The 17042-nt window shown below is 30.7% G+C and carries 19 protein-coding genes and 1 tRNA gene; 14 read left to right on the forward strand and 6 right to left on the reverse strand.

Annotation, left to right across the window (positions count from 1 at the left end; genetic code table 11):
• The first annotated feature begins 10 nt into the window (after positions 1–10).
• From ACOQN8_RS09085 to ACOQN8_RS09125, 9 genes are all read left to right on the forward strand, one after another.
• Positions 11–1201, forward strand: coding sequence for an FtsW/RodA/SpoVE family cell cycle protein (locus tag ACOQN8_RS09085; protein ID WP_272151163.1), 1191 nt, complete (start codon positions 11–13; stop codon positions 1199–1201).
• On the forward strand, positions 1185–2276 hold the full coding sequence (murG, locus tag ACOQN8_RS09090) for an undecaprenyldiphospho-muramoylpentapeptide beta-N-acetylglucosaminyltransferase (RefSeq protein WP_150901008.1): 1092 nt from the start codon (positions 1185–1187) through the stop codon (positions 2274–2276). The genes ACOQN8_RS09085 and murG overlap by 17 nt, the downstream gene beginning before the upstream one ends.
• A complete protein-coding gene (gene murC / locus ACOQN8_RS09095) occupies positions 2276–3628 on the forward strand; it encodes a UDP-N-acetylmuramate--L-alanine ligase (protein ID WP_420552440.1) in 1353 nt (450 codons plus the stop codon). Before murG ends, murC begins: the two co-directional genes overlap by 1 nt.
• Entirely contained in the window at positions 3625–4365 is a 741-nt protein-coding gene (locus ACOQN8_RS09100; protein WP_235274982.1) for a cell division protein FtsQ/DivIB, read from the forward strand. Before murC ends, ACOQN8_RS09100 begins: the two co-directional genes overlap by 4 nt.
• Complete coding sequence (ftsA, locus tag ACOQN8_RS09105) at positions 4352–5689, forward strand: cell division protein FtsA (RefSeq protein ID WP_420552441.1); 1338 nt, start codon at positions 4352–4354, stop codon at positions 5687–5689. The genes ACOQN8_RS09100 and ftsA overlap by 14 nt, the downstream gene beginning before the upstream one ends.
• 89 nt (positions 5690–5778) lie before the next feature.
• Entirely contained in the window at positions 5779–7653 is a 1875-nt protein-coding gene (gene ftsZ / locus ACOQN8_RS09110) for a cell division protein FtsZ (protein WP_420552442.1), read from the forward strand.
• Between the two features lie 69 nt (positions 7654–7722).
• Positions 7723–8169, forward strand: coding sequence for a GatB/YqeY domain-containing protein (locus tag ACOQN8_RS09115; protein WP_420552443.1), 447 nt, complete (start codon positions 7723–7725; stop codon positions 8167–8169).
• A gap of 7 nt (positions 8170–8176) precedes the next feature.
• Positions 8177–8250 (forward strand) — tRNA-Arg (locus ACOQN8_RS09120).
• A gap of 150 nt (positions 8251–8400) precedes the next feature.
• On the forward strand, positions 8401–9210 hold the full coding sequence (locus ACOQN8_RS09125; protein WP_420552444.1) for a zinc-dependent peptidase: 810 nt from the start codon (positions 8401–8403) through the stop codon (positions 9208–9210).
• Here ACOQN8_RS09125 and ACOQN8_RS09130 read toward each other — a convergent pair.
• On the reverse strand, positions 9205–9837 hold the full coding sequence (locus tag ACOQN8_RS09130) for a Crp/Fnr family transcriptional regulator (RefSeq protein ID WP_150901001.1): 633 nt from the start codon (positions 9835–9837) through the stop codon (positions 9205–9207). The genes ACOQN8_RS09125 and ACOQN8_RS09130 overlap by 6 nt on opposite strands.
• A 126-nt stretch (positions 9838–9963) precedes the next feature.
• Between ACOQN8_RS09130 and ACOQN8_RS09135 the strand changes: the two genes are divergently transcribed.
• Positions 9964–10383 carry a CBS domain-containing protein gene (locus ACOQN8_RS09135; protein WP_150901000.1) on the forward strand — a complete coding sequence of 140 codons (420 nt, stop codon included), beginning with the start codon at positions 9964–9966 and terminating at the stop codon, positions 10381–10383.
• Positions 10384–10472: 89 nt separating this feature from the next.
• Entirely contained in the window at positions 10473–10628 is a 156-nt protein-coding gene (locus ACOQN8_RS09140; RefSeq protein ID WP_235274976.1) for a hypothetical protein, read from the forward strand.
• 103 nt (positions 10629–10731) lie between these two features.
• Here ACOQN8_RS09140 and rpe read toward each other — a convergent pair whose 3' ends face one another.
• A complete protein-coding gene (gene rpe, locus ACOQN8_RS09145) occupies positions 10732–11388 on the reverse strand; it encodes a ribulose-phosphate 3-epimerase (RefSeq protein WP_150900999.1) in 657 nt (218 codons plus the stop codon).
• Positions 11389–11520: 132 nt separating this feature from the next.
• Positions 11521–12384, reverse strand: coding sequence for a sigma-70 family RNA polymerase sigma factor (locus ACOQN8_RS09150; RefSeq protein WP_058884193.1), 864 nt, complete (start codon positions 12382–12384; stop codon positions 11521–11523).
• A 222-nt stretch (positions 12385–12606) separates the two neighbouring features.
• Between ACOQN8_RS09150 and ACOQN8_RS09155 the strand changes: the two genes are divergently transcribed.
• From ACOQN8_RS09155 to ACOQN8_RS09165, 3 genes are read left to right on the forward strand one after another with little or no spacing between them, the layout of a single operon-like run.
• Positions 12607–13176 carry an RNA polymerase sigma factor gene (locus tag ACOQN8_RS09155; protein WP_150900998.1) on the forward strand — a complete coding sequence of 190 codons (570 nt, stop codon included), beginning with the start codon at positions 12607–12609 and terminating at the stop codon, positions 13174–13176.
• A gap of 5 nt (positions 13177–13181) precedes the next feature.
• The gene (locus tag ACOQN8_RS09160; protein WP_420552445.1) at positions 13182–13385 is read left to right on the forward strand and encodes a hypothetical protein; all 204 of its coding nucleotides are present in this window, start codon (positions 13182–13184) and stop codon (positions 13383–13385) included.
• A gap of 28 nt (positions 13386–13413) precedes the next feature.
• A complete protein-coding gene (locus tag ACOQN8_RS09165; protein ID WP_420552446.1) occupies positions 13414–14232 on the forward strand; it encodes a mechanosensitive ion channel family protein in 819 nt (272 codons plus the stop codon).
• Positions 14233–14646: 414 nt separating this feature from the next.
• On the opposite strand, the gene porT is transcribed toward ACOQN8_RS09165, so the two are convergent.
• Genes porT through ACOQN8_RS09180 form a run of 3 tightly spaced genes read right to left on the reverse strand, consistent with a single transcriptional unit; the run spans position 14647 to position 16993 of the window.
• Complete coding sequence (gene porT, locus ACOQN8_RS09170) at positions 14647–15348, reverse strand: type IX secretion/gliding motility protein PorT/SprT (protein ID WP_272151176.1); 702 nt, start codon at positions 15346–15348, stop codon at positions 14647–14649.
• Between the two features lies 1 nt (position 15349).
• Entirely contained in the window at positions 15350–16078 is a 729-nt protein-coding gene (ubiE, locus tag ACOQN8_RS09175) for a bifunctional demethylmenaquinone methyltransferase/2-methoxy-6-polyprenyl-1,4-benzoquinol methylase UbiE (protein WP_420552447.1), read from the reverse strand.
• A gap of 21 nt (positions 16079–16099) precedes the next feature.
• Positions 16100–16993, reverse strand: a complete 894-nt coding sequence (locus ACOQN8_RS09180; protein WP_420552448.1) for a NifU family protein — start codon at positions 16991–16993, stop codon at positions 16100–16102.
• Positions 16994–17042 lie beyond the last annotated feature (49 nt).

The raw sequence follows: 17042 nt of genomic DNA on the forward strand, positions 1-17042 counted from the left end.
AAACTGATTGATGAAAACCATCTTTCAACATATTAAAGGTGATAGAGCTATATGGGCAATTGTTGCTATGTTGGCTATATTCTCATTTATGCCAATTTATAGTGCAAGTACTAACTTAGTATACGTAGTAGGTAATGGTTCTACTTTAGGGCACTTAGTAAAGCATATCGTTTTATTAATTACTGGTTTTGCAATAATTTATGGCGTTCATAAAGTACCGTATAGATATTTTAGTGGAGGTTCTATTCTAATGCTTCCTGTAGTGGTGTTACTTCTGATAGTAACCTTGGCTCAGGGAACAATTATTGGAGGTGCTAATGCAAGTAGATGGATTCGGATTCCGTTTGTGGGTATTGGTTTTCAAACATCTACCTTGGCAGGCTTAGTTTTAATGGTATATGTAGCAAGGTATTTGGCTAAAAATAAAGAAAAAGTAATAGTATTTAAAGAAAGTTTAATAAAGCTTTGGTTGCCTGTAGGTATAGTTTTAGTGCTTGTGTTACCAGCAAACTTCTCAACAACAGCAATAGTTTTTACAATGATTTTGTTGTTAAGTTATATTGGAGGGTATCCATTAAAATTTATAGGCTACATACTAAGTATGGGGCTTTTTGCTTTGTTGTTTTTTATACTAGTAGCAAAGGCATTTCCAGATGCAATGCCAAATCGTGTTAATACTTGGCAAAGCAGGATAGAAAATTTTTCAAAATCTGATGGAAAAGAGGATTATCAGGTTGAAAAAGCTAAAATTGCGATAGCTACAGGTGGTGTAGTTGGAAGAGGTCCGGGAAAAAGCGTTCAGAAGAATTTCTTACCACAGTCATCATCAGATTTTATTTACGCTATAATTGTAGAGGAGTATGGTTTGATTGGTGCTGTAATTGTAGTGTTTATATACTTTTTGTTGTTGTTTAGAATTTTGATAACAGCAAAGAAAGCAACAACAATTTTTGCAACACTAATGGTAATAGGAGTAGGTGTTCCAATAGTTTTTCAAGCAATGATAAATATGGCGGTAGCTGTAAATATTTTACCAGTAACAGGTCAAACACTTCCGTTAATAAGTAGTGGGGGAACCTCTATTTGGATGACGTGTTTTGCTTTGGGAATGATATTGAGTGTGAGTGCTTCAAAGAATGAAACAGAAGAAACAATTTTAGATGATAATCCTTTAGATATTTTACATGAAACAATCGATTAACATCATAATAAGCGGAGGAGGAACTGGAGGTCATATATATCCAGCAATAGCCATAGCGAATGAAATAAAAGTTCGTTATCCAGGGGCTAATATTTTATTTGTGGGGGCAAAAGATAAAATGGAAATGGAAAAAGTACCGCAAGCAGGATATGATATAGAAGGCTTGTGGATATCTGGAATTCAAAGAAAATTAACAGCTAAAAATTTATTGTTTCCATTTAAGTTGCTAAGTAGTTTGTGGAAAGCTCATAGAATTATTCGAAAGTTTAAGCCAGATGTTGCTATAGGAACGGGAGGTTTTGCAAGCGGACCAACATTAATGGTAGCTAACAAGAAAGGAATTCCAACATTAATACAAGAACAAAATTCGTATCCAGGGATAACGAATAAATTGTTAAGTAAAAAAGCAGGAAAAATATGTGTGGCATATGAGAATTTAGAGCGTTTTTTTCCTGAAGAAAAAATAATAAAAACAGGAAATCCAGTACGTCAAGATTTACTCTTTATACACACAAAGGATGAAGAGGGTAAGGAGTTTTTTGAGTTAGATTCAAAAAAGAAAACAATCTTAGTGTTAGGAGGAAGTTTAGGAGCAAGAAAAATAAATCAGTTAATAGAGGCTAATTTAGAATTCTTTAAAGAGCAAAAGGTACAATTGATTTGGCAATGTGGGAGGTTGTATTTTGAAGAATATCAAAAATATAATGAGCTAGAGAATGTACAAGTGCATCAATTTTTAAATAGAATGGATTTGGCCTATGCAGCGGCAGATTTTATTGTTTCAAGAGCAGGAGCAAGTTCAGTTTCAGAATTATGTATTGTAGGGAAGCCAACAATATTTATACCTTCTCCTAATGTAGCAGAAGATCATCAAACTAAAAATGCAAAATCGATAGCAGATAAACATGGTGCAATTTTAGTAAAAGAAAAAGAGCTAGATACATTTCCAATAGTGTTAGAAACTTTACTAAAAGATGAAGGAAAGCAACAAAGCTTAAGTGAAAATATAAATGAGTTAGCATTGCCAAATGCAACAAGTGATATAGTTAACGAAATAGAAAAATTAATTATTTAGTGAATTTAAAAACGATACATAACGTTTATTTTATAGGTGTAGGAGGAATAGGAATGAGTGCTATTGCGCGTTATTTTTCTATGAACGGGAAAAAAGTATGTGGTTATGATAAAACACCAAGTCCAATAACTAAGAAATTAGAAGAGATTGGTGTTGAAATTCATTTTGAAGATTCAATTAAAAATATACCCCTTTCTTTTTTAGAGAAAGAAAAAACATTGGTTGTTTATACGCCAGCAATTCCAAAAGACCATGAGGAATTAAATTATTTTAAAAATAATGGATTTGTAATCTTAAAAAGAGCAGAAATTTTAGGAGAAATTACAAGAAACACCTTTTGTTTAGGAGTGGCAGGAACTCATGGAAAAACAACTACATCTTCTATTTTGGGACATATTATGCAGCCAGAAAAGGCAACTTCTTTTTTAGGTGGTATAGCAGAGAATTATAACTCAAATCTTATTTTAGGAGAGGATAAAGTTTCGGTGGTAGAAGCAGATGAGTTTGATAGATCGTTTTTAAAATTGTCTCCAAATATAGCTTGTGTAACCTCAATGGATGCAGATCATTTAGATATTTACGGTGAGAGTGAAGCGTTGCAACAATCGTTTAGAGATTTTTCAAACAAAGTATCGGATACTTTAATAGTGGCTAAGGGAATTCCTTTGAAAGGACTTACATATGGAGTAAATGAAGAAGCAGATTATAAAGCATATAATGTTAAAGTAGCAGAAGGAAAATATGTTTTTGATGTGCAAACACCAACATCAGAAATAAAAAATATTGAATTTCATTTGCCAGGGAAACATAATATGATGAATGCTTTAGCAGCTTTAGCGATGGCAGATGTTTATGGGGTGTCTTTAGAAAAGATAAAAGAACAGTTAAAGACATTTAAAGGGGTGCAGCGAAGGTTTTCATATAAAATAAAAACTGAAAATTTAGTTTTAATAGATGACTATGCACACCATCCAACAGAAATAAAAGCAGTGGAGCATTCGGTAAGAGAAATGTATCCAAAAGATAAAGTATTGGCAGTTTTTCAACCACATTTATTCAGTAGAACAAAAGATTTTGCAGATGATTTTGCAGAAGCGCTTTCTAAATTTGATGAAGTGTTGTTGTTAGATATATACCCAGCCAGAGAACTACCAATTGAAGGAGTAACATCGTCATGGTTATTAGATAAAATGAGCTTGAAAAATAAAAAGCTTATTTCTAAAGAAAAACTGAGTGACGAAATATTGAAATCTGAGTCAAAAATAATAGCAATGTTGGGTGCTGGAGATATCGGATTATTGGTTGATAAAGTGAAAGAAAGTTTAGAGAAAAAATACACAAATCAAATATGAAAAAAGTAATAACATATTTATCTTTTTTCCTCTTGCTGATGTTTTTTGGCTTTTTGTATGGGTTTACCACGGGTAAAAATGGTAGTAAAAAGGTGAAAAATACAGTGGTTGAATTTGAAGCGGGAGACAATAACTTTTTGACGCACAGTATAGTTGATAAATTGTTAATACAAAATAAAGAATTTGTTAAAAACCAACCGAAAAGAGTGGTAGATTTACATTTTCTAGAGACTAATGTTTTGGCGAACCCGTATGTTGAAAAAGCAACCGTTTTTTTAACAGTCGATGGGGTGTTGAAAACTGTAATAAAACAGCGAAAACCAATAGCTCGAATTGTTGATAAAGGTAAGTCCTTTTATGTTGATAAGTTTGGTGTTAAAATACCAATGTCAACCAATTTTTCGGCTAGAGTACCGTTAGTTTCAGGGGTAAGGGAGTCTGAGGATATCAAAGAATTAATAGCGTTAATAAAAGCGATTGAAAGTAACGATTTTTTTTCAAAAGAAATCATTGCAATTCAAAAAAACGCTCAAAAAGAATATGTGTTTACTGTGCGTAGCGGTGATTATAAGATTCTTTTTGGAAAATTGGAAGATGTAGATATAAAGTTTAAAAAATTAATGGCTTTTTATAACAAAGCCTTAGTTGATAAAACGATAAAAAAGTATAAGATAATAAATGTAAAATACCACAACCAAGTTGTGTGCACAAAACAAAATCAAGATGGAAAACAATAAAATTGCAGTTGGTCTAGATATTGGTACTACCAAAATTGTTGCCATGATTGGTCGTAAAAACGAGTATGGTAAATTAGAGGTTTTAGGTATAGGTAAAGCCAAAAGTTTAGGTGTAAAACGAGGTGTGGTTAATAATATAACACAAACAATTCAATCAATACAACAAGCTGTTGATGAAGCCCAGAGTGTTTCTGGTCAACAGATAGAAAATGTTGTAGTAGGTATTGCAGGGCAACATATTAGAAGTTTGCATCATAGTGATTACATAACTCGTGAAAAATCGGATGAAGTAATTGATCAAGGTGATATTGAAAACTTGGTTGAGCAAGTACATAAATTAGTAATGCTTCCTGGAGAAGAGATAATTCATGTATTACCTCAGGAATTCAAAGTAGATAGTCAACCAGAAATCAAGGAGCCTATAGGAATGTATGGAGGAAGACTAGAAGCAAATTTTCACGTTGTAGTAGGGCAAGTTTCTTCAATTAGAAATATTGGTCGTTGTGTAAAAAGTGCTGGGTTGAATTTATCAGATATAACATTAGAGCCGTTAGCGTCAGCATCAGCCGTGTTAAGTCAAGAAGAAAAAGAAGCAGGAGTAGCTTTAATTGATATAGGTGGTGGAACAACTGATTTAGCAATATTTAAAGATGGGATTATTCGTCATACGGCAGTAATTCCTTTTGGAGGTAATGTTATAACCGAAGATATAAAAGAAGGTTGTTCAATTATTGAAAAACAAGCTGAGTTATTAAAAATAAAGTTTGGTTCAGCTTGGCCAGGAGAAAATAAAGAAACAGAGATTGTTTCAATTCCAGGTTTAAGAGGAAGAGAGCCAAAAGAGATAACCCTTAAAAATTTATCTAAAATAATACATGCAAGAGTACAAGAAATTATAGAGCATGTATATTTAGAAATAAAGAATTATGGGCATGAAACTCAAAAAGGAAAGCTAATTGCAGGAATAGTTTTAACAGGAGGTGGTTCTCAGTTAAAACATTTACGACAATTAGTTGAATATATTACAGGAATGGATGTTCGTATTGGTTATCCAAATGAACATTTAGCAGGAGATTCTGATGAAGTATTGTCAAGTCCGTCATATGCAACAGCCGTTGGTTTGTTAATGGAAGGTTTACAGAAAGAAGAGTCTTGTGAAGTAGAGGAAATTGTTGAAGAACCAATTGAAGAAATAGAGCCAGAGGAGATTGAAGAGAAAGAAGTTTTACAACAAGAGGTAGAGCAAAGAACAAAAGAAAAGTCTAAGTCGTTTTTTGAAAAATTTACTGAAAGATTCAAAGAGTTTTTAGATAACGCAGAATAGACAAGTTAAAATAAATAATAAAAATTACTCCTATTTATCCCCTAAAGAGGAGCGTAAAATGAATATGAATTAATAAAAGAAAAGTTATTATGAGCACAGAATTCAATAACATTTCATTCGACATGCCGAAAACACAATCGAATGCCATTAAAGTAATTGGTGTTGGTGGGGGAGGAAGTAATGCAGTAAACCACATGTATAGTAAACAAATTCACGGAGTAGATTTCGTAATTTGTAATACTGATGCACAAGCACTAGAGAATAGTCCAATTCCTAATAAAGTTCAGTTAGGAGCTCACTTAACTTCAGGGTTAGGTGCAGGGGCAAATCCTGAGGTTGGAGCACAAGCAGCAGCTGAGAGTATACAAGAAATTCAGCAAATGTTAAGTACACATACTAAGATGGTTTTTATAACTGCTGGTATGGGAGGTGGTACTGGAACTGGAGCGGCTCCTATTATTGCTAAAATAGCAAAGGATATGGATATTTTAACGGTAGGAATCGTTACAATGCCATTTCAGTTTGAAGGAAGAATGCGCTCAAAACAAGCTCAAAAAGGAATTGATGAATTGCGTGAAAATGTTGATTCATTAATTGTAATTAATAACAATAAATTACGTGAGGTTTACGGTAATTTAGGTTTCAAAGCAGGTTTTTCTAAAGCAGATGAGGTTTTAGCAACGGCTGCAAAAGGTATTGCAGAGGTAATTACGCATCACTATAAGCAAAATATCGATTTACATGATGCTAAAACAGTATTGTCAAATAGTGGTACCGCAATTATGGGATCGGCAAAAGAAGCAGGAGCTAATCGTGCTAAAAATGCAATTGTAAAAGCTTTAGATTCACCATTATTAAACGACAATAAAATTACTGGTGCTAAGAATGTATTGTTGTTAATAGTTTCTGGAGCAAATGAAGTAACTTTAGATGAGATAGGAGAAATTAACGATTATATTCAAACTGAAGCAGGTTACGATGCTAATATCATTATGGGTATTGGAGAAGACGAAGCTTTAGAAGATGGTATAGCGGTTACTATTGTAGCTACTGGTTTTACGGCAGATCAGCAAGGAACAATAACAAATACTGAGGTAAAGAAAATTGTTCATACTTTAGAAGATGAACAAAAAGCAACTTATAGTTTTGGAGAAAAGAAAATAGAAACAGCTCCTAGTATAGATGAGCCTTTAACTGTTAAGCCTAAAAATGAAAAGGTAGTACATGTTTTAGAGGAAGAAGAAGAAAAAACACCAAAGTTTAACTTAATTCCTACAACCGATGTAATTAAAAATATCGATGTAGTGTATGATGAAATTGCTTTGGAATCAGTTTCTGAGGATGATTTTATCATTACGAATATAACAGAGCAAAAAGTTGAGAAGAAAGAGGTAAAGCAACAACCAATTCAACAAGATTTATTATTCGATTTGCCTTTAAATTCGTATGAAGAAGTTACGCCTAATACTCGTTTAGTTGAAACTACAAAAGAAATCGAAAACATTGATGTAGTTGCTGAGAATGTGAAACCACAAACACATCAAGTAGAGAAACGTTATGTTTTAGATGATTTTGATGTACAACCAACAATAGGAAAAAGCTCAACTCCTATTATAAAAGAAGAAGTAGAAGAGGAATTACAATTTGAAGTTACGAGTAAAGTTCAGGAAAAAGTTAATGAAATAGAAACAACAAGTGAAGAGGTTTCTCCATTGAGTTTAACAATTTCTGAATTACAAAAGAGAGCACAGGAGAGACGTGAGAAGATGAAAGGTTTTAATTATAAGTTCAATGATCAGGTTAGTAAAAATATCGATGATATTGAAAAACAACCTGCATACAAAAGATTGGGCGTAGATATTGATTCTGGTTCAGATATCAGTAAGTCAGATACAGCATTGAATACTGATAACAACGATTTATCTCGTACCAATAATTCATTTTTACACGATAACGTAGATTAATTAAATAATAAAATATATTTTTAAATTCCCGATTTTTTCGGGAATTTTTTAATACTAAAAATAATAACTATGAGTTTGCAAAAACAAGTAATGGATAAAATGAAAGAAGCTATGAAATCTAAAGATACAGTAGCTTTAACAGCTTTAAGAGCTTTAAAATCTGCTTTTATGTTAGCTAAAACTGAATCAGGAGCTGGTGATCTTTCAGAAGCTGAAGAATTAAAAATTATACAAAAACAAGTAAAACAACGAAAAGATAGTGCTGCTGTTTTTTCAGAGCAAGGTAGAAAGGATTTAGCTGAACCGGAATTAGCTGAAGCAGCAGTATTAGAACAGTTTTTACCTGAAGCACTTTCGGAAGAAGAGATAGAGAAAGTTGTAAAAGAAACCATAGAAAAAGTCGGAGCTGAAGGAATGAAAGATATGGGTAAAGTAATGGGAATTGTTTCAAAACAATTAGCTGGACAAGCTGATGGAAAAATAATTTCTACAATAGTCCGTAAAAATTTAGGGTAACTAAATGGGCCCAGTAGTTCAACTGGATAGAATATCAGATTTCGGCTCTGACGGTTAGAGGTTCGAATCCTCTCTGGGTCACAAAATAAAAAGCAGTAGAAGTTGTTCTACTGCTTTTTTTAGGGAAAAAGAAAAAGGGGTGCACTCTTTTTTGAGTGAGCAATAAAAGTATAAAACAAGTATTTTAAATTATGTAACATTTGTTACATAAGAGGATTTTATTTTAGTGTTATGAAATATTTTTCAGTTATAAAGTATACCGGAGTTTTAATAAGTTTTTTAGGAGTAGGAATAAATATTTTTGAAAGAATCTATGTTACTGTTTTTAATAAGCCAATTTTTGTACACTTCTATTTAGTAAAGAAGAAACTTCCGAAGAAAAAGAAAGATTTTTTAGTAGAAAATGTGTCTTTTTATGCTAGACTTAATAATAAGGAAAAAGAATATTTTGAGCATAGGTTGGTACATTTTTTTAGAGAGTATGATTTTATAGAAAGAGGAGATGTAGAGTTAACACCAGAGATTAAAGTTTTGATAGCTTCTTCTTATGTAAAATTGACTTTTGGTATGAGAAGATATATAACCACAACTTTTGATAAGATTATAATCTATCCTAAAAGTTTTTATTCACTATCAACAAAACAATACCATAAGGGAGAATTCAACCCTCGATTTAAAACAATAGCTTTTTCATGGGAAGATTTTTTATTGGGAGAAATTATTGTAAATGATAATTTAAACTTAGGAATTCATGAATTTACACATGCATTAACTTTTCATGGAAGTAAATCGAAAGATGTAAGTGCAAAAATATTTTATAAGGTATTTGTAGAGATAGTGAGCTTTATGAATGATAAGAGTAATATAGAACAGATAAAAAAATCTAATTACTTTAGAGATTATGCTTTTACAAATAAATTAGAATTTGTGTCGGTAATTATGGAGCATTTCTTCGAAACACCAGAAGATTTACAAAAGAAATTTCCGGTGTTGTATAAGAAAATTGAAGTAATGTTGAACTATAAATCAAACAAATTATAATTCTAATACTTTTATTTGATTACGATGTAATTCTATTTTTTCTTGCTTTTCAAGAGCTTTTAATAAACGAGAAATAACAACTCTCGAAGTATGTAAATCATTGGCTATTTGTTGATGTGTAGCTGAAATAACAACATTATTAGTAACCATTGCTTTATCTTTTAGATACTTATACAGGCGATCATGCATGTTTAAAAAAGCAATAGAGTCAACAGCTTCAATAAACTCATTAAGTCGAGAATGATAACTCTGTAATATATATTCTTGCCAACTTTTGTATTTACTAAGCCATTCAGACATTTTGTTTTTTGGAATCATTAGTAGTTTAATGTCCGTTTCAGCTACAGCTTTAATTTTACTTTTTGTTTCTCCCATACAGCAAGAAAGCGTCATAGCACATGTATCACCTTTTTCTATATAATATAGAACAAGTTCATCACCGTCCTTATCTTCTCTTAATATCTTAATGGCACCACTAATTATTAAGGGAATAGAAACCATATAGCTATCAACATCAATAATAATAGTATTGGCTTCAAATTCTTTGTAAACGGCTAAATTTGAGATTTCATTAATTAATTCATCTTCAAATATGTATCCGTAATGTTTTTTTAAATCTAGTATCAATTTTGTCTTTGTTTTCAAGGGATAATTTACAAAGAAATAAAATAAAACGATATGATTTTAATCAGTTTTTCTGAAGGATTTATTTCTGAAATTTGATATAGAAATAAATAATAAAATCATATAAAAATGAAAAAAAGAACGCCAGTATCAGTAATTATGAGTAAAAATGTAATTACATTGAGTAGTACAGATGATTTATTACGTGCAGAAGAATTATTTAAAAGAGAACGTATAAGACATATTCCAGTAGTAAGTGGTTCGGAAATAAAAGGAATGTTAAGTTATACTGATTTATTAAGAATTAGTTTTGCAGATGCAATAAATGATGATGAAACAGATGTTGATACAGTGGTATATAACATGTTTACTATTGATCAAGTAATGGCTAAAAATTTAGTGACGGTTAGCTCATCAACAACAATTAAAGAAGTAGCAGAAATTTTATCTAAAAAAGAATTTCATGCTTTACCAGTAGTTGATGAAGGTAAATTGGTAGGTATTGTTACTACTACAGACTTGATTTACTATTTGTTAGAGCAATTTTAAAAGTAAGGAATATCCTTACTTATATTACGGATTTTTTTGCTTGAGCTTATTTATTATAATCTATTTTTGAGAAAATAAAATACTTTATTATGTTAAAAAATTTATCAAACTTAGGTTCAGTTTTAAATAAATCAGAACAGAAATCTATCAAAGGTGGTTGGATTTATGTTATGTGTTTAACATGTGATCCTCTTCCTGATGGTTATGTTTGTATGAACAAGCCTTTTTGTGGAGATCAAACTTAAGAACAGATAAAATCTACTATTTATTTAAGGTTTTAGTAGGAAAAATTAAAGGCAATTTTAGTTAATAAAATTGCCTTTATATATTTTAAAGAGTTTATTTAACTTAATTAATAATATCTTTTAAATTTGAAATTGTTTCAGTAGGGTTATCACTTTTAAAAACAAAACTACCTGCAACTAAAACATCAGCTCCAGCTTCAATAAGTTTATTTGCATTTTGATCACTTACGCCTCCGTCAATTTCAATTTTACATTTAGAACTTGTAAACTCTATTAAGTGTTTTAATTGAGAAACTTTTTTGTAAGTGTTTTCTATAAAAGATTGCCCACCAAAACCAGGATTAACACTCATAATACACACCAAGTCTAAATCTTCAATGATGTCTTCTAAAACAGCTATAGGAGTATGTGGGTTTAAAGCAACTCCAGCTTTCATTCCTGCAGCTTTAATTGCTTGTATTGTTCTGTGTAAATGTGTACAAGCTTCGTAGTGTACTGTTAAAATATCTGCTCCTAATTCTGCAAAAGTATTAATGTACCTATCAGGATCTACAATCATTAAGTGTACATCAATAGTTTTATTTGCGTGCTTAGATATTGCTTTTAAAACAGGCATTCCAAAAGAAATATTAGGAACAAATACTCCGTCCATAATATCAATATGAAACCAATCGGCTTTACTATTGTTAACCATTTCTACATCTCGTTGTAGATTTCCAAAATCAGCTGCTAAAATTGAAGGAGCTACTAGTTTTTCCATTGTATTTTGTTGTGTTGTTGTGAGTGGCAAATATAGTTAAAACTATAAAGTGAATAAAAAAGAAAACTCTCGAGTAATCGAGAGTTTTTTATCATATAAAACATATAGTTATATAACTATAGCTGTTAGTTTTTAACCTAAGTAAGTCATTAAGATTTTGCTTCGAGATGTATGCTTTAATCTACGAATGGCTTTTTCTTTAATTTGTCTTACACGCTCACGAGTTAAATCGAAAGTTTCACCAATTTCTTCTAAAGTCATTGGTTGGTGCTCACCTAAACCAAAGTATAATTTAACAACATCAGCTTCACGAGGAGTTAATGTTTCTAAGGCACGGTTAATTTCAATACGTAAAGATTCGTGTAATAAAGTTCTATCTGGGTTTGGAGATTCACCTGAGTTTAATACATCATATAAATTAGAATCTTCACCTTCAATTAATGGAGCATCCATAGATACGTGACGTCCAGAGTTTTTCATAGACTCTTTTACGTCGTTAACAGTCATGTCTAATTTTTTAGCAATCTCTTCAGGACTTGGAGGTCTTTCATTTTCTTGCTCTAAGAAAGCATACATTTTATTGATTTTATTAATAGAACCAATTTTGTTTAAAGGTAAACGTACAATACGAGATTGTTCAGCTAAAGCTTGTAATATAGATTGACGAATCCACCAAACAGCATAAGAGATAAATTTAAAACCACGAGTTTCATCGAAACGTTTAGCAGCTTTAATTAAACCTAAATTACCTTCATTAATTAAATCAGGTAAAGTTAATCCTTGGTTTTGATATTGTTTTGCTACAGAAACTACAAAACGTAAGTTAGCTTTAGTTAGTTTTTCTAAGGCTCTTTGGTCACCAGCTTTGATTCTTTGTGCTAATTCAACTTCTTCATCGGCAGTAATTAAATCTACCTTTCCTATTTCCTGTAAATATTTATCTAAAGATGCGGTTTCTCTATTGGTAACCTGTTTTGTAATCTTAAGTTGTCTCATGTAATTACGAAATATTTTAATTATCTATTGGCTTACATATTCTTATACGTAAGATGTTATATGAATGTTACAAAAAGGGAGAATTTTTTTTATAAAATTTTCCAATCTGTTAAAGAATTGTTAATTTCGAACTTTGAAGAGAAAAATAAAAGTGACTTCTTCTAAAATAAAGTGTCTAAATAGCAAGTCTAATTATAACCATAAGGAAATCAAACTTAGCCCTTGAAAAGTCTTGATGCTACAAAATTTAGTGATGAAGAGCTGGTTGCTAAAATAGTGGAGAAAAATGATACTCATTTATTCGCTGTTTTATACGACCGCTATGCTGCTGTTGTATATAACAAGTGCTATGGTTTTTCTAAGAGCAAAGAAGAAGCTCAAGACTTAACCCACGATGTTTTTATACGCCTATTTGTAAAACTAAGAACTTTCAAAGGAAGATCTAAGTTTTCTACATGGCTATATTCCTTTACTTATAATTTCTGTGTAAATTACGTGCAAAGAAATAAAGAAAAGAAAAAGGAAAGAGTAACAGTAGTAACAGACCAAATTAAAGAAGAAACAAACGAAGATGAAATAGATGATGCTGATTTATTTGAGTTAAAATCAGATAAATTAGCTAAAGCACTCGAAATGATATCTCCTTCGGAGAAAATGATTTTATTAATGAAGTATCAAGATGATATGTCTATTAAAGAAATCTCAGTATTATTAGAGTTGGGAGATAGCGCAGTAAAAATGCGTTTAAAGAGAGCTAAAGAGAAAGTAGTAAAAGCGTATAACAAATTGTAATAATTATGGATAATCCATTTAAGAAAATATTACATAGTGAAGAGTTGCCAGAGGTACTTAAAGAAAAAGTACTTAATGATGTGGCAATGATTAAGCTTTCAATAGATATGGCTGATTTATTTGTGGTAAAATACCCGAATACAATAGCTGATTTATTAGGAGGAGGTACGCATAAAAAAGAATCTGAAGAAGAAAATAACCAAAACTAAATATATACAACCATAACACACTATCATTATGAACGCCTTGCAAGTAGATATTTTAAAACCTTTTAAAGATATTTTTCAGAATGCTGTAGACTCATTACCTACAGTAGTGGGATTTATCGGCTTTGTAATTGTTGCCTGGATAATTATTAAAGTATTTTTATATGTAGTTAGAAAAGCTTTAGCGAAAACTAAAATAGATGAATGGTCTAAAAAATTAAGGAAAACAGAGATTTTTGGAAACAGTACTATTAATATAGTGTTAACAAACGTGATTTTGGCTGTATTAAAATGGTTTTTAATATTAACATTTGTTATGGCAGGTTCTAACATTTTTGGAATAGATGTAGTTTCTGATGGAATACAAAGTTTCTTTGCTTATTTACCTAACTTATTAACGGCTCTTGGAATTTTTGTTGCAGGTGCATATTTAGGAACAGTTGTAAAAAAAGCTATTCAGTCAATGTTTAAGTCTTTAGAGATTTCTGGAGGCAATTTAGTTGGAAATATAGCGTTTTACTTAATAGTTGTATTTTTGTCAATAACAGCTTTAGATCAAGCAGGAGTAGATACTTCTGTAATAAAAAGTAACTTAACTCTGTTAATAGGGTCAGTACTTTTAGCTTTTACGATAGCTTTTGGTTTAGGTGCAAGAGATGCAGTTTCTAGATTACTTTTTGGTTATTATTCAAGAAAGAATATAGGAATCGGTGAAAAAGTAGTGATAGGAGATGTTGAAGGAGTAGTTACAGCAATAGACAATATCTGTTTTACAGTAACAACAACTGATGGTAAAATTGTTTTGCCTATTAAGGATGTGGTAAACAGTAAAATAATTATAAAAAAATAAGGTATTAACTTTTTTTTTATATATTTGGCAAATATATTATATTAAAGAAAGATAATTTTAAGAAATGATAGATTTCGGGGGACTTCTATCTTATAGGTGAAGATTTATTCTTTGCTAATTAAATGGCCATTGAGAAATGGTCATTTTTTTTGTTCTTTTTTGTGACTTAATAAAATTAAATGTGTCTAAATAATTGAAGATAGTTATCGGGGGGCATCTATCTTTTAAGTAAGTAAAGAATGGTTTTTGGAAACAAAAACCATTCGTTTTTTATAAAAAAAATAAAGAGTAATTGTGACTTAAACTTATTTTAGGTGTCTTATATGATAGAAGAGAAAAGGAAATATAATTTTTAAAATTATAACCATAAAAAAACAGCTAATTTATTAGCTGTTTTTTGTTTTTTTATTGTCTTTATTCAAAAGAGAGATGTAAGAAAACTCCTCTTGTTCCTAAAAAGTCAATTGGATCTGTCCATTGACTTGGATTCCTGTTATCATACTTAAGCTCATTATTTACAGCAAAGACTCCTCTTATAGAAGGAGAGAATTTGAAGTAACTAAGATAAAAATCAACCCCAATACCTATTTCATACATGAAATTACTAGTGGTTGTTCTAAATTCGCCAGCAAAATTATCATCACTATTATTTTCATTACTAGAAAAATTATAGTCATAAGAAATACCTCCTAATACGTAAGGTCTTATATTGTTAAGTCTATTAGTACTTAATTTTAAAATTAAGGGTAAATGTAAGTATGTAGCTCCAACTTCTCTTGTCCTTACATTATCTGCTCCTGCAATATGTTTAAAAGTTAATGTTTTAGTGTTAGACATTAAACCAGGTTCAAAGCGTAAGTTTACATTATTATGTAATCTTAAATCAGCAATTAATCCAACATTAAATCCAATAGAAGAGCTAACTTCTACTTCAGCATTGTTAAATCCACTAGGTTTATATGCAACTTTGTATCCGTTGCTATTTAAACCTAAATAAAATCCATAATGAAAAAGAGGTTTATCAAAACTAGGTAAATTCAGTACTTTTTCTTGTTGAGCTTGAGAAGAAATTGAAATGATTCCAAGGATTCCGAAAAGTAAAAGTTTTTTTAGCATACTATTTTAAAGCGGTATAAATTGATGCAACTCCAAAAGTTACAGGTAAATTCTTTGCATTCTTAAACCCATTTTTTTGTAAAATATTGTTGAAAGCTTCTCCAAAAGGAAAAGAATTAGCACTTTCAGACAAATATGAGTAAGCAACTTTATCTTTAGAAAAGATTTTTCCTATAACTGGTAAAATAAAATTAGTGTAGAACTTATACCCTTGTTTAAAAGGGAACTTAGTAGGATTAGATGTTTCTAAAACAACAAATTTACCACCTGGTTTTAATACTCGAAGTATTTCTTTTAAACCTTTATCTAGGTTTTCAAAATTTCTTACACCAAAAGAAACTGTAATAGCATCGAAGGTATTGTCTTCAAAAGGGATGTTTTCACTGTCGCCGACAATCATTTCTATTTTGTCGGATAAGTTAGCTTTTGCTATTTTTTGTTTTCCAACTTCTAACATTCCAGCAGAAATATCTAAACCAACAATCCTTTGTGGTTTTAACGCTGACATCATTAAGGCTAAGTCACCTGTCCCTGTTGCAATATCTAATATTTGTTGAGGATTGTTTTCACCAACGAGCTTTACAACTTTTTTTCGCCAGCTTACATCAATTCCTAAAGAAATAACTCGGTTTAATCCGTCGTAATCTTCAGAAATATTGTCAAACATTTTTGCTACTTGCTCTTTTTTTCCTAATTCAGAATCTTTATATGGTTTGATGCTTTTTGACATTTGATTTTTTTTACGATGAAATTATCCGTTAATAGCTACTACTTCACTAATTTGGTTTGGAAGCATTTCTTTAAGCATTGTTTCTATCCCGTTTTTTAAAGTAACTGTAGATGATGGGCATCCACTACAAGCACCTTGTAAAATAACACTTACTTGCTTAGAGCTTTCATCATATGATTGAAATGCTATGTTTCCACCATCAGAAGCAACTGCCGGTTTGATATATTCGTTTAAAATGTCAACAATTTTAGCTTCAATATCAGTTAAATCTTCTTTAGGAATCTCAACATTTTGTTTTGTTTTCTGTTTAGGAAGTTCTTTAATAATTGTTTTTCCTTGTTGAATATATTCTCTAATGAAAGTACGTACTTCTTGATATACTTCATTCCATTCAATCATATCGTATTTAGTAATAGATATGTAGTTTTCAGAAATAAAAATATCTTTTACAAAAGGAAAAGTAAATAATTGTTGAGCTAAAGGCGATGATTTACTAGCTTCTTCAATATTTTGAAATTCAACATCAGTTTGTGTAAGAGCCTTGTTAGTTCCAAACTTCATTACAGCTGGATTTGGAGTAACTTCTGCATATACTTCAACAGGGTCTTTTTTGTTAGTTTCTTCAGTAACTACAGATTTTCCTTCTTGTAAATAGTTTTCTATTTGTTCACGTACTTCTTCCTCAACATCGTCCCATTGAACAATGTCATATCGTTGAATAGCAATGAAGTTTGCTGTAACTAATACCTTTTTTACAAAAGGAAGGTAAAAAAGTTTTTGTGCTAAAGGTGAGTTTTTAGCTTCGTCTATATTGTTAAACTCATAACTACCTCCATTTACTAAAATAGTATTACTAATAAACTTAAGTATTGTTTCGTTATTTGTTTCTTGTATATTTATTTTAATTGAACTCATAAGTTGTAAAATGAAGTGCAAAATTACGGTAAAAAACTGATATATGTAT

It is taken from the genome of Tenacibaculum aiptasiae (assembly GCF_965221665.1).
Lineage (GTDB): Bacteria > Bacteroidota > Bacteroidia > Flavobacteriales > Flavobacteriaceae > Polaribacter > Polaribacter aiptasiae.